This is a genomic window from Gordonia liuliyuniae, assembly GCF_021738805.1.
Classification (GTDB): domain Bacteria; phylum Actinomycetota; class Actinomycetes; order Mycobacteriales; family Mycobacteriaceae; genus Gordonia; species Gordonia liuliyuniae.
This window is the reverse complement of record NZ_JAKKOR010000012.1, coordinates 34,792-46,883: the sequence shown is the minus strand read 5'-3', so window position 1 is coordinate 46,883 and position 12,092 is coordinate 34,792. Positions and strand designations below refer to the sequence as shown.

At 67.1% G+C, this 12,092-nt stretch carries 12 protein-coding genes; 4 read left to right on the top strand and 8 right to left on the bottom strand.

Annotated features, from left to right (window positions below; genetic code table 11):
- Window positions 1-37: 37 nt before the first annotated feature.
- Window positions 38-781, top strand: coding sequence for an acyltransferase (locus L5G33_RS16115; protein ID WP_236999180.1), 744 nt, complete (start codon window positions 38-40; stop codon window positions 779-781).
- Window positions 782-1,510: 729 nt separating this feature from the next.
- Window positions 1,511-1,756: a hypothetical protein gene (locus L5G33_RS16110; RefSeq protein ID WP_236999179.1), complete on the top strand. Its 246-nt coding sequence runs from the start codon at window positions 1,511-1,513 to the stop codon at window positions 1,754-1,756.
- Window positions 1,757-1,763: 7 nt separating this feature from the next.
- On the opposite strand, the gene L5G33_RS16105 is transcribed toward L5G33_RS16110, so the two are convergent.
- From L5G33_RS16105 to L5G33_RS16070, 8 genes are all read right to left on the bottom strand, one after another.
- The gene (locus L5G33_RS16105) at window positions 1,764-3,263 is read right to left on the bottom strand and encodes a signal peptidase I (protein WP_236999178.1); all 1,500 of its coding nucleotides are present in this window, start codon (window positions 3,261-3,263) and stop codon (window positions 1,764-1,766) included.
- The gene (locus tag L5G33_RS16100; RefSeq protein ID WP_236999177.1) at window positions 3,260-3,805 is read right to left on the bottom strand and encodes a hypothetical protein; all 546 of its coding nucleotides are present in this window, start codon (window positions 3,803-3,805) and stop codon (window positions 3,260-3,262) included. The genes L5G33_RS16105 and L5G33_RS16100 overlap by 4 nt, the downstream gene beginning before the upstream one ends.
- Entirely contained in the window at window positions 3,802-4,485 is a 684-nt protein-coding gene (locus tag L5G33_RS16095) for a signal peptidase I (RefSeq protein WP_236999176.1), read from the bottom strand. Before L5G33_RS16095 ends, L5G33_RS16100 begins: the two co-directional genes overlap by 4 nt.
- Window positions 4,482-5,042 carry a hypothetical protein gene (locus L5G33_RS16090; protein ID WP_236999175.1) on the bottom strand — a complete coding sequence of 187 codons (561 nt, stop codon included), beginning with the start codon at window positions 5,040-5,042 and terminating at the stop codon, window positions 4,482-4,484. The genes L5G33_RS16095 and L5G33_RS16090 overlap by 4 nt, the downstream gene beginning before the upstream one ends.
- Window positions 5,043-5,074: 32 nt before the next feature.
- The gene (locus L5G33_RS16085) at window positions 5,075-5,599 is read right to left on the bottom strand and encodes an alternate-type signal peptide domain-containing protein (protein WP_236999174.1); all 525 of its coding nucleotides are present in this window, start codon (window positions 5,597-5,599) and stop codon (window positions 5,075-5,077) included.
- 816 nt (window positions 5,600-6,415) lie between these two features.
- Window positions 6,416-7,666 (bottom strand): glycosyltransferase family 4 protein, encoded by a 1,251-nt coding sequence (locus L5G33_RS16080; RefSeq protein WP_236998804.1) that lies wholly within the window; start codon window positions 7,664-7,666, stop codon window positions 6,416-6,418.
- An 8-nt stretch (window positions 7,667-7,674) separates the two neighbouring features.
- Complete coding sequence (locus L5G33_RS16075; protein WP_236998801.1) at window positions 7,675-9,198, bottom strand: 1,4-alpha-glucan branching protein domain-containing protein; 1,524 nt, start codon at window positions 9,196-9,198, stop codon at window positions 7,675-7,677.
- Between the two features lie 14 nt (window positions 9,199-9,212).
- The gene (locus L5G33_RS16070; protein WP_236998800.1) at window positions 9,213-9,980 is read right to left on the bottom strand and encodes a class I SAM-dependent methyltransferase; all 768 of its coding nucleotides are present in this window, start codon (window positions 9,978-9,980) and stop codon (window positions 9,213-9,215) included.
- Between the two features lie 167 nt (window positions 9,981-10,147).
- Between L5G33_RS16070 and L5G33_RS16065 the strand changes: the two genes are divergently transcribed.
- Window positions 10,148-10,933 carry an electron transfer flavoprotein subunit beta/FixA family protein gene (locus tag L5G33_RS16065; RefSeq protein ID WP_236998799.1) on the top strand — a complete coding sequence of 262 codons (786 nt, stop codon included), beginning with the start codon at window positions 10,148-10,150 and terminating at the stop codon, window positions 10,931-10,933.
- 48 nt (window positions 10,934-10,981) lie between these two features.
- Entirely contained in the window at window positions 10,982-11,938 is a 957-nt protein-coding gene (locus tag L5G33_RS16060; RefSeq protein ID WP_236998798.1) for an electron transfer flavoprotein subunit alpha/FixB family protein, read from the top strand.
- Window positions 11,939-12,092 lie beyond the last annotated feature (154 nt).

Here is a 12,092-nt window from a genome sequence, read left to right as displayed (position 1 = left end):
TCCGCAGGCCGCGCGCGGTCCATTAGGGTTTGTCGTCATGACCACGATGTGGAACGCGTCCTACCGTTCGCGACGGCGCGCCGGTCGACGCCGGGATCCGGAGCAGGCACGATTCCTGACGCTCGACTCGTTGCGTTGGATCACCCGCAACCGCGCCTGGAGCCCCTGGTACCTCGTCCGCTACTACCGGCTCGCGAAGTTCCGGCTCACCAACCCGCACGTCGTGCTGCGCGGCATGGTGTTCCTCGGCAAGAACGTCGAGATCCATGCGACGCCCGAACTGTCCCGCATGGAGATCGGTCGCTGGGTACACATCGGCGACGGGAACGCGATCCGCTGCCACGAGGGCAGCCTGCGGATCGGTGACAAGACGGTCTTCGGCTGCAACAACGTGGTCAACGCCTACCTGGACATCGAGATCGGCGGCTCGACTCTCGTCGCTGACTGGTGCTACATCGTCGACTTCGATCACGTCACCGACCACATCGAACTGCCGATCAAGGATCAGGGAATCGTCAAGGGGCCGGTCCGGATCGGCGCCGACACCTGGATCGCCGCGAAGGTGACGGTGCTGCGCGACACCGTCGTCGGACGCGGCTGCGTCCTCGGCGCCCACGCTGTGGTCCGCGGCGAGATCGACGACTACTCGATCGCCGTCGGTGCGCCGGCCCGTGTGGTCAAGAACCGTCGGGAGACGTGGGAGGCGGGAGCCGAGAAGCGTGCCGAGATCGAGCGTGCGCTCGCCGACATCGAACGTAAGAAGAAGCAGACCGAGTCGTGATGCTCAGGCATCGGCCGCCGAACCAGTGCGATGCTCGTGAACCTACACCGGAGGGTACGAGCATTCGCCTATGCATAGCCGGTCGTATCGCCTGAGCGGTGCAGGTTCCCCACCGCACGTCGACGTGTGGATAGCCGTCAGAAGTTTCCCGGGCACGTCGATTGAGCGACCGCGATCCGGCGCATCCAGCGATTCGAACATACGTTTCTGTCGTAGGTGAGTTCTAACATTGTTTTAGTTCTTGGGTGGTGCTTCCGGGAGCCGTGGTTGTTTGACATTTCGATAGCGCGCCGCAGTCTCGGCGAACCCGTTTCAAGACTGCTCGTTCCTCGGGGGAGAGTGCGAGCCGCGGGCAGACTGCGGCGGCCTGTGTGGCCCGGGTGGTGTCTCGGCGCTGGGTCGCTGTTCCTGCGCTGCCGGGTGTCCGGCAGTGCTCGAGGAAGGGGGGTTGTCATGTTCGCTTCTACTGTTCGCGAGTTCGCTGACCGAGTCGTCGATGAACTCGCTCCACCCACCGCCGCCGAGAACGAGGCTGGTGACTCGGCTCGGTTGGCGTGTTGACTGGACCGCGCGAGCCGGGTCGGTGCCGATGACGTCGAGATCTTATCGGCGATCGTCGAGGTAGCCCGAGCCCGCAACGTCCTCGACGCCGCCCAGCCGCGGCTGGTGCGCGCAGCGGAGGTCGCGGGAACTCCGTTCCGGAAACGAGTCCGGACTGCGGCCGGATTATTGACCGCGATCGGGGTCCCGCCGTCGGTTGCGCATCGCACCGTTCGCAACGGACACCACGCCGAACGTCTCGACGTGATCGGCCGCGGCGTTCGGGACGGATCGTTGTCGGCGGAGATGGCCGACGCCGTCGGTAAGGCCATCACCATGGTCGACAACCGTGTCGGCCTCGACGAGCACCGCCGACCGGAACCACTGCGATCGCACGCCAGGCGAACCATGACCGTCCACCCGACCGCAGCGTGATCAGCTACTACGCCGACGCCGCGTCGTCCGTCGGCGTAGCGTCCGGAGTACTGGATTCGGTCGGTTGCACGGTCTCGGACTTCGAGGTGTCGGGTGTCGGGCGCTCGGATGTGGGTGGCGGGGTCACGCTGGTCGTCCACTCGCCGCTCTGGGCGCTCACGACGGTGACGGTCCCATCGGGTGCCGTCACCTCGAGGTCGTCGGTTCCAGGCAGCCAGCGGACATCGCTGCCCGACGGGAAGTCGCCCCGATAGACGATCTCCGTCGACGAAGCCTCCCGGATCGTCAGCTGCGAACCATCCTGATAGAACGCATACGAACCCGACGCGGCGAGTGTCCCGCCCGCAGGCAGTTCAGGCGTCGCGCTCGTCGACGTGGATCCCGGGGGCGGAGCGCTCTCAGAGGAGTGGCCGTCCGAGTCGGTCGGCGTCGCCGATTCGGGCGGCGCCGCGGCCGATGGATCTGCCGACGGTGCGTTCGTCCGTTGCACCGTCCGGCCCGCTGCGGCAGGGGTTGTGCCGGGCGTCACGCAGGCCGGACCGCTCGGGAGGAGTGCGCGGTACAGGAGCGTTTGCGCCATGCTCGGCGCCGAGGTCCAATTGCCGACCTTGGCCACCACGTGCACAGAGAACGTTTGCCCGAGCACAGCGTTCAGGAGTGATGTGATCAATCCGGCGTAAATCGTAAAACTCGCCCTGTCCTGCGTCGGCTTCACAACAGTGCCGAGTTCCGTCGTGCCGGACATCACCGAGTAGGTGAAGACGCCCCGCTGTTGCGCAAGAACGGGCCACGACACGATCGCGCTCTGAAACAGCAGACCGCTGTCGTTCGCGCATGTCAGGCTCGCAGGCGCGTTGACGCTGATCGCGGTGAGCGAGCCCGTCGCGGTCGCCTGGTCGGCGCGCTCGGCATGGGCGTCACCCGACGCGTGCAGGCTGGACGCGACGACCACGACGACGGACGCGGCCGCGGTGCCGGTGAGCAGCCGCTGCGCCGTCGTCGACCTGCGCCATCCGTTCCTGGGGGCGAACGCGACCGCGAGGAGGAACATCGCCGCCAACGCTTGCAGGGCGACGGTGTACGGATTCCGCAGCCAGGCGGCGACATAGCCGACGAACGGCACGCTTCCGTACACCAGGGCTCCATCGGTAACGATGTACGAGTCGTGGTCCGGCGCGTCGTTGCCGTCGCCGCGCATGGTCAACGTCACCGAGTTCCCGGCGACGCCGTCGACGGCGACCACACGGTGAGTCACCCGGACACCGTCCTCCCGGACAACGCCGACCACGTCGCCTGGACGGAGCTCAGTGGCGGGCACTGTCTTGCTGATCCCGAGCGACCCCGTCGGAATCGTGGGAGCCATCGACCCGGTCTCGAAGATCACTGGTCGGACGCCGGTGAGCAGCGCGATCAGCGTCGAGACGATGCACAGGACGCCGAGGACGGCGGCGACGCTCAGAGCGGTGTGACCGATGCGGCCGCGTCGGCGGACTGCGGGGCCGTTCATGCGCTCGTCGCATCGAAGGTGAGAAGCACGGTTCCGGAGGTCCCGGCGACGGACTGGGACACGCCAGAGGCCGGCATGGTGAGCTGGACGCACAGTGCCTCGGCTCCGGTTCCGGCGCTGAGCGGGCCGCGACCGGCGGAGACCACGACTGGGTTCTCCGTGATCGGGTGCGCCGACACGATCGCCGTTCCACTGCACGCAGTGTCCGCGGTCATCTTGAGTTGCATGCCTCGGCCGACCGGTTGGCCGCTCGAGACGCTGACGCGGTACGTGAACGCCGTAGCGCCCTTGTTCTGCACGTTGATCACCCTCGGAGCGGTGGTGTAGCCGGGATACACAGGTCCCGAGAAATCGAACGCGTAGCTCTTCTCATCGTTCGCCCGGATGTCGAGTGCTGCGGTGGTGAATGTCCCGGAGACGGTCGCGGCGCTCGTCGACCACAGTGCGGTCGTGCCGATCGCGCCGGTGCCGAGCAGAATGCCGCAGGCGAGCACGGCGCGGACTCTGCGCGAAGTGCCCTCGGCGATTCTGGGACGCTTCACCGTGTCGACTCCTCGGTGCTGATGGACGGCGCGGCGGCGACCGGCAGTCGCTCGGTCGGGCTGTCGTCGCCGCCCGGCCCGTCCCCGTCGGGTTCGTCCCCGTCACGGAATGAGATGTAGAACTGCCAGGCGCCGTAGGCGAACAGCGCGCCGGCGATGACGAACACGACGATCGTGCGGCGGTTGCCGGTGAACCAGGTGTTCACGTAGCCGAGGTACGGGATCGAGTACCAGAGTTCTCCGCGTACCTGGACGGGGCGGACGGCGGGATCGTCGTTGACGTTGTTCGCGTCGCCCCGGGTGATGAATCGGGGCTCGCCGTCGTCGGCGCGGGTCACCTCGACGACGCGATGGGTGACGACTTCCGGATCGCCCGACCGGATCTGATAGGTGATGACGTCGCCGACGCCGATCGTGTCGGCCTGCGTCGGTTTGACGACGATCAGCGTTCCGGGCGGGTAGGACGGGCGCATGGAGCCGGTCAACACGGAGTAGGGCTGTCCGCCGCCGAACTTCGGCACGACGATCGCGGCGAAGAGGATCGCGAACGCGGCGACCAGCAATAGCCACGACACGGCCTGCCACAGATGATGGAGGATCGAACGCGGAATCGAGCGGTCGGTCGCGGTCGCATCTGAGCCGGGGGCGGGATCGCCAGCGGTCTGCGGTCGTTCGGTCATGGACGCACCTGGTCTGCGGCGAAGTGGAATGTGATGGTGAAAGTCGCGGACGCGACACCGGATACCGAGACGAGCTTGGCACGAATGCACCACGTCGTCGTCTCGTCGGGAGCAAGCCGCCGAGACGAGGAATTGAAACCGACAGACGCAGCCGCGGTGTCTTTCGCGATGAAGGCGCCAGACAGGTCAGTCGTCGCCGCGCCGGGGCATGCGCCCTGCGCGCCGGACAGTCGCACTGTCACCACGCCGCTCCCTTGGACGGTCGGTCCGGCCGTGTCGAGGGCGAACTCAAGGGGCGTCGTGCCGGTATTCGTAACGTCGAGTTCTGCCTGTCTGGCATCTCCTGGCGCCAGATTCTCGCCGTTGAGTGCGAGGAAGGTGAACGACGACCCCGACGAAGTCCCGGGAGACAATTCCAGGGCCCCGGTGTGGAACTGGGTTTCGGAGCCCCCGTCCTGCTGGTCACGCCACAGGGCTCCGGTGGTCCGTACGGATCCGAAGATCAGCACAGCCACCAGGATCCCGGCGGCGGCCAGGAGGACTTTTCGTGTTCTCATCGGGTGTCGTCGTTCCCTTGACTCTTGTCAGATCAGGACGGGCGGACCTGGTTGAGGGTGATCTTCATCCCGGAGACCGTCACCTGCGCGTGGACGTCCTCGAGATTCGGGGTGCTCTCCAGGAAATTCACGCGGACGGCGACTGGCAGACTCTGGCCGTTCGTGACGCTGATCGGTGTCGTGGTGGTGTCGGTGCCGTTGACCGTCGTCGTCACTGCGAAGTTGTCCGACGGAACGTTCGCGGTACCGAGATCGACGCCGAGGGTCGCCGCGATGTTCTTGCCGGTCGCCTTGACGGTGCAGTTGCCTGCGTACTCCCAGATGTCGCCCGGGACCATCAGATCCGCAGCGGGGTCGACGGCGGTTCCACCGTTCATCGTCGGGCTCTTGTCAGTCCATGCGCCGTCGGTTCCACAGTCGAGCCCGAAGTCGCCTGCGGTGATGTTTCCGCCCGCGATGTCCTCCGTGTCACTCCACAGTGCGAACGAACCTGCGCCCCCGAGCAGAATGATGGCACCGGCTCCCACTGCGAGCGCGCCTTTGGTCTTACGATTCATCTCGTACCTCCTCTGGTGGATCACTCCCACCGGGTGTGGCACTGATCTCGAAGGGGAGTTCGGCGCGCCCCTCGAATCCGTTTCGCGTTGGCACGAATTCGACTGTCAGCTGAACAGATGATTCTGCGGAAGGCGCGAAAATATGTCCGGATCAGGCTGGTTGTGGTCTCGATCAGGCATCGAATTGCCCGGTCGGCTGCACGGCGGAGCATCACCAACCATCGCGGAACTGACGACGCGCCGAGCAATTCCCGGCTAAACGAATTCGAACATACGTTTCTGTCGTAGGTGAGTTCTAACATTGCTTTAGTTCTTGGGTGGTGCTTCCGGGAGCCGTGGTTGTTTGACATTTCGATAGCGCGCCGCAGTCTCGGCGAACCCGTTTCAAGACTGCTCGTTCCTCGGGGGAGAGTGCGAGCCGCGGGCAGACTGCGGCGGCCTGTGTGGCCCGGGTGGTGTCTCGGCGCCGTGTCGCTGTACCTGCGCTGCCGACTGGACCGCGCGAGCCGGGTCGGTGCCGAGGATCCCGATCAGATCCCGGCCGCAGAGAATCCAGTGCTGAACGAGATGTCGCTGATCACCGGTGAGGACGGGCGGATCGTGTCCACGATCGGCGTGGATGTGGTGACCGGGGAGGAGTTGTATGCCGCACTCGATCCGCTGTGTCGGCCGGTCCCCTTACCGGACGGGTCACCGGACCCTCGGTCGGGCGGCCAACGTCGCGCGGATGCTTTCGGGCAGATCATCCGGACGTATCTGTCAGGGGCGGAGCGTCAGCCGCCTGACCACGAACCGGGAGAGGGGCTCGGCCGACGACTAACCGTCGACATTCGGGTCTCGGTCCGGCATCGGCCGGAGCGGAATCTCCGGGCGCGGACGTGCCACGCGCTCGCGCCGATGCGCCGCCTCGTACACCGCTGCCGTCCGCTGGGCGACGACGTGCCAGGTGAACTCCTCAGTGAGGCGGTCGGCGGCGCGCTGGGCGCGTGCCGCCGCGACCTGGGGGCGGTCGAGCGCGTCGCAGACGGCGTCCGCGAGACCCACCGGATCGAACGGTTCGAACGTCCAACCGCTGTCGCCGTCGGTGACCGCCTCCCCGAGACCTCCCGCGGTCGACGTGACGAGCGGGATGCCGGTCGCGGCGGCTTCGAGCGCGACTATTCCGAACGGCTCGTAGCGGCTGGGCAGGACGATCGCGTCGCACCGGTGCATCAACGCGACGAGTTGGTCGTGATTCATCCTGCCGAGAAATGTGACGGCGGCTACCACATCGTGGCTGCGGGCGAGTTCGTGCAGCCAGCCGAGCTGAGTGCCCTCGCCCGCGATCCGCACCGTGGTGCCCGGGTGTGCGCGACGGATCACCGGCAGCGCCGCGATCAGGTCCTGCACGCCCTTCTCGTATTCGAGCCGTCCGGCGAACAACAGCTCGGGCGGGCCCGCATGCGCGGTGCGCGGTGCGAAGCTCCACGCGTCGACATCGATGCCGTTGTGGATCACCGTGATCGGCGCAAGGTCGGGACCGAACAGGCGGGTCGCCTCCTCGCGCATCGACGCCGAGCACGTGATGAGCGAGTCGGCGTCGCCCGCGAGCCACGCCTCGACCGAATGCACCTGGCGGTTCACGTGGCCTGCGACCCAGCCGCTGTGTCTGCCCGCTTCCGTCGCGTGCAGGGTCGCGACGAGCGGGACGTCGAAGAACTCGGCGAGGGCAACCGCCGGATGCGCCACCAGCCAGTCGTGGGCGTGGACGACATCCGGCGTCCAGCCGTGGCCGAGGAGCCGCAGCCCGGCGCGGATGAAGCCGTGCCCCATCGCCAGCGTCCACGCCATCATGTCGACACCGAAATCGAACTCAGGCGGGTCCTCGGCGACGGCAATGACGCGCACCCCGTTCACGACGACGTCCGTCGTGGGATGTGTCGACGCGTCGGTGCCCGACGGGCGACGCGTGAGGACGGTGACGTCGATGCCGAGGTCGGCGAGCGCTTCGGCGAGATGGTGGACGTGCCTGCCGAGGCCGCCGACGACGACAGGCGGGTACTCCCACGAGACCATGAGGACCTTCACCGGCGCGTTCACCGCTCCTCCACGCGTCGCGCGTCGAGCGCGCCGAACAGGTTGTCGGCGTTCCTCCACCCACGAGCCAGGCGAAGAGCCTGTTCCTCACGGCCGGCGTCGGACGCCGCGCAGATCTCTCGAGTGGCGTGTGCATGCTTGTAGGCGCGGTCGTGGGCGTAGCCTGCCGCGGTGTCCTTGGACACCATGAACGGCCAGTCCGACTGGACGGTCATCAGGGTCTCGCGCAGAAGCTGGTCGGCGGCTTCGTCGCGGGGCCGCGGGTCGGGGGCGGACGACGCCCGTTTGTCGAGGCTGTCCAGCGCGGTCGCAGTGACCTCCCCGTTCAACTGCACCAGATGCTGCACCTGCGGTCCTTCCCAGACTCGCCAGTCCTTGCCCGAACCCCACGACGAGTCGGAGAGCTCCACCGGCTCGCCGACGTAGCCGTCGCGCCGAGCGGTGTCCAGCGTGCCGACGGTGACCCCGGCCTCGGGTAGCCGCCGCAGCAGACGCTCCAACCAGATCGGCCCCTCGTGCCACCAGTGCCCATACAGTTCGGTGTCGAAGGCCGCGACCACCAGCGCCGGCCGACCGATGCGGTCAGATTCGGAGATCAGACGGTCGCGCACTGCGCCGACGAAGTCATCGACGTGTTTGTCGAGCGCCGCGTCGACGCGCGCCGGGTCGTACGGCTTCTTAGCGTCGGCGGGCACCGTCTTCCCGGTGACCCGCACCGCCTTGAAACCCGTCTCATGGTCGTACGTGTGGAAGTCGCGGTAGTCGGCGTGCCCGGGATAGCCGGACTTGGGCGACCACACCCGGTAACTGACGGTCAGGTCCCGGCCGAAGGCGACGATGTCGCTGTCACCGACGGGACGTCCGAGCGCTGTGTCGCCGTGCAGCGTCGGACCGTCGACCATGAAGTGCCTGACCCCCGCAGTGGCGTACTCGACCTCCATGCCCGGCGTGTACGCGCACTCGGGCGCCCAGATGCCCGACGGTGTCGACCCCCACCGCAGTCGCGCATCCGCGAGCCCCTCACGCAAGGACAGACGACGCAGACGTGGGTCGAGAAGCGGTTGGAACGGGTGGGCGAGCGGCCCGCCGAGCAATTCCATTACGCCCGAGGAGACGAGAGAGCGGATCTGCGGGCTGCCGCCGTGCCGCCAATGCGTCTCGAAGTCGGTGAGCGCTGCCGCGGCCGCACGGAATTCCCGTGTACCGGACTCTGCGCGGTCCCGGTCGCGAGACGTCGCAGCCTCGATCGCGCGCAACTGCCAGTCGGCGAGCCACTCGTACATGGAGGCGCCCGCGTACGGGTCGTCGAGCTGGGCGGCGAGTACCGGGGTGATGCCGAGTGAGAGCTGATCGGTGAATCCGTCGGCGGCAAGACGCCTCAGCACCCCGAACACCGGGAGGTAGCTGTCGGCCCACGACTGGTAGAGCCACTCCTCACCGACCGGCCACCGCCCGTGATTCGGCAGCCACGGCAGATGCGAGTGCAGGACGAGGGTGAACTGGCCGGGTACGCGGTCGGTCATCGTCGCCTCGGGGTTCAGTAGCGCGCGGCGACGGCCAGCAGGTCGAGGCTGGCGTCGATGTCGGCGTCCGTGGACCGGTGGATGTCGAAGTCGGCGACCGTGATGCCCGCGACGTCGTCGACCAACTCGTCCGGCCACGGTTCACCCGCGAGAGCACGGTCGATCTGCGCGTCGATGATCGAACCGCCCCACTTGGCGTCCAACTCCTGCAGTCGTGCGCCGTGGTAGACGCCGAGCATCGCGACGATGTCGAAACCGTCGTCCGACAGCAGTTCGGTGAGGTCGCTCGCAGACAGTTCACGAGTGTGGAACGGGTTGAGCGGAGTGTCGCGGCCGGGCGAGAAGGTGATCCGATTCGGGGTGCTCATGAACAGTTCACCGCTTCCGCGCAGCACCCGGTGGCATTCGCGGACGAACTCACTCTGATCCCAGAGATGCTCGACGACCTGGAAGTTCACGATGGTGTCGACGGAATTGTCGTCGATCGGGAGGTCGATCAGGTTGCCTTGGTGCACGGTGAGCTCCGGGTACGCGCGTCGCGTGTGGGCGACCGCCTGCTCGTCGTAGTCGACACAGGTGACCGACCGCGCGGCCTGCGCGATCATCGACGCGCCGTACCCTTCACCCGATCCGGCCTCGAGGACGTCGCGGCCCGCGCAGCGCCGCAGAATGTATTCGTAGGCCACCTCGTGGCGCCGGAACCAGTAGTTCTCGGCGGGAATTCCCGGGACGGTTCGCTCGCCGGTGAGGGCGAGTTGATCGGCGGCCTGCGGTTCGCTCATTTGCACGAGGGTAGTGGAACGAATTCTCTCCACTTGCACCGCGCCGTCCGCTCGTATGAGGGACGCCACGTTCTGTGGCGCGGTGTACAGCGGCTAAGGTGATAATGACCCAGGGCCTTACCCGCCGGTAAGTTGCCGAACCCGACGCAGGAGGTCGACGCAGACCCATGACGAATATTGTCGTTCTGATCAAGCAGGTTCCCGACACCTGGTCCGAGCGAAAGCTCGCCGACGGCGACTTCACGCTGGACCGCGAGGCTGCGGACGCTGTTCTCGATGAGATCAATGAGCGCGCGGTCGAGGAAGCACTGCAGATTAAGGAGCGCGACGGCGGCGAGGTGACCCTCCTGTCGGTCGGTCCCGACCGCGCGACCGACGCGATCCGCAAGGCGCTCTCGATGGGTGCCGACAAGGCGATCCACATCAAGGACGATCTGGTGCACGGCTCGGACGCCGTCCAGACCGCCTATGTCATCGCCAGCGCCCTCGGCACCGTCGAAGGCGTCGAGATGGTCATCGCAGGCAACGAGGCGACCGACGGTCGCGTCGGCGCCGTCCCGGCGATGGTCGCCGAATACCTGGAGCTCCCGCACCTGACGCACCTGCGCAAGCTGGAGGTCGAAGGCGAGACGCTGCGCGGCGAGCGCGAGACCGACGAGGGCATCTTCCACGTCGAGGCCACGCTGCCCGCGATCGTCTCGGTCAACGAGAAGATCAACGAGCCGCGCTTCCCGTCCTTCAAGGGCATCATGGCCGCGAAGAAGAAGGAAGTTGCCGTCCTGACCCTCGCCGAGATCGGCGTCGACGCCGACACCGTCGGCCTCGCGAACGCGGGCAGCACCGTCACCGGTGTCACGCCGAAGGCCGCGAAGTCCGCAGGCGAGCGCGTCACCGATGAGGGCGACGGCGGCGTGAAGGTCGCTGAATACCTGGTCGGCCAGAAGATCATCTGATCCCCGCCCCAGTTCCAGCGACTACCAAAGACATTCAGGAGAACAATCATGGCTGAAGTACTCGTGCTCGTCGAGCAGGATACCGAGGGTGGACTGAAGAAGGTCACCAGCGAACTCATCACCGCCGCCCGCGCACTGGGCAGCCCGTCGGCTGTCGTCGTGGCCAAGCCGGGCGCAGGCGCGGCCGTCACCGGCGAACTCGCCGAGGCAGGCGCCGAGAAGATCTACGTCGCGGAGTCGGACGACGTCGCGAACTACCTCGTCTCGCCGAAGGTCGACGTACTGTCGTCGCTCGCCGAGTCGACCGGTGCGGCAGGCGTGCTCGTCGCCGCGACCGCGGACGGCAAGGAAGTCTCGGGCCGTCTCGCCGTTCGTCTCGGATCGGGTCTGCTGACCGACGTCATCGAGGTCCGTGAGGGCGGCGCAGGCGTCCACTCGATCTTCGGTGGCGCATTCACCGTCGACGCCCAGGCCGGCGGCGACACCCCCGTCATCTCGGTCCGCCCGGGCGGCGTCGAGGCCGCACCGGCCGCGGGCGCGGGCGAGGTCGTCAACGTCGACGTTCCGGCACAGGCCGAGAACGCCGTCAAGATCTCCGGATTCGAGCCGAACGTCGGCGGAGACCGCCCGGAGCTGACCGAGGCGTCGATCGTCGTCTCGGGCGGCCGCGGTGTCGGTTCGGCCGACCAGTTCAGCGTCGTCGAGGCCCTCGCGGACTCGCTGGGCGCGGCTGTCGGCGCATCGCGTGCAGCGGTCGACTCCGGCTACTACCCGGGTCAGTTCCAGGTCGGTCAGACCGGTAAGACGGTCTCGCCGCAGCTGTACATCGCGCTGGGCATCTCCGGCGCCATCCAGCACCGCGCGGGCATGCAGACCTCGAAGACGATCATCGCCGTCAACAAGGACGAAGAGGCTCCGATCTTCGAGATCAGCGACTTCGGCATCGTCGGCGACCTGTTCAACGTCGCCCCGCAGCTGACCGAAGAGGTCAACAAGCGCAAGTGATCACGCGCATGTAGAACCACACGACGACGCCCGGCCGGACATTCCCGGCCGGGCGTCGCTGTCTGGAGTATCGCTGTCTGGAGTGTCGCAATCTGGTGTGTCCCCGTCTGTTCACCCGGCGTGCGCGGACACGTCACGCCGCCGTGCCCGGCGG

What these genes read in the sequence shown, in the direction of transcription:
- L5G33_RS16065 (WP_236998799.1), top strand. Translation starts at nt 10,148, where the DNA reads ATGACGAATATTGTCGTTCTGATCAAGCAGGTTCCCGACACCTGGTCC.
- L5G33_RS16095 (WP_236999176.1), bottom strand. Translation starts at nt 4,485, where the DNA reads ATGACCGAACGACCGCAGACCGCTGGCGATCCCGCCCCCGGCTCAGAT.
- L5G33_RS16060 (WP_236998798.1), top strand. Translation starts at nt 10,982, where the DNA reads ATGGCTGAAGTACTCGTGCTCGTCGAGCAGGATACCGAGGGTGGACTG.
- L5G33_RS16070 (WP_236998800.1), bottom strand. Translation starts at nt 9,980, where the DNA reads ATGAGCGAACCGCAGGCCGCCGATCAACTCGCCCTCACCGGCGAGCGA.
- L5G33_RS16090 (WP_236999175.1), bottom strand. Translation starts at nt 5,042, where the DNA reads ATGAGAACACGAAAAGTCCTCCTGGCCGCCGCCGGGATCCTGGTGGCT.
- L5G33_RS16085 (WP_236999174.1), bottom strand. Translation starts at nt 5,599, where the DNA reads ATGAATCGTAAGACCAAAGGCGCGCTCGCAGTGGGAGCCGGTGCCATC.
- L5G33_RS16105 (WP_236999178.1), bottom strand. Translation starts at nt 3,263, where the DNA reads ATGAACGGCCCCGCAGTCCGCCGACGCGGCCGCATCGGTCACACCGCT.
- L5G33_RS16115 (WP_236999180.1), top strand. Translation starts at nt 38, where the DNA reads ATGACCACGATGTGGAACGCGTCCTACCGTTCGCGACGGCGCGCCGGT.
- L5G33_RS16075 (WP_236998801.1), bottom strand. Translation starts at nt 9,198, where the DNA reads ATGACCGACCGCGTACCCGGCCAGTTCACCCTCGTCCTGCACTCGCAT.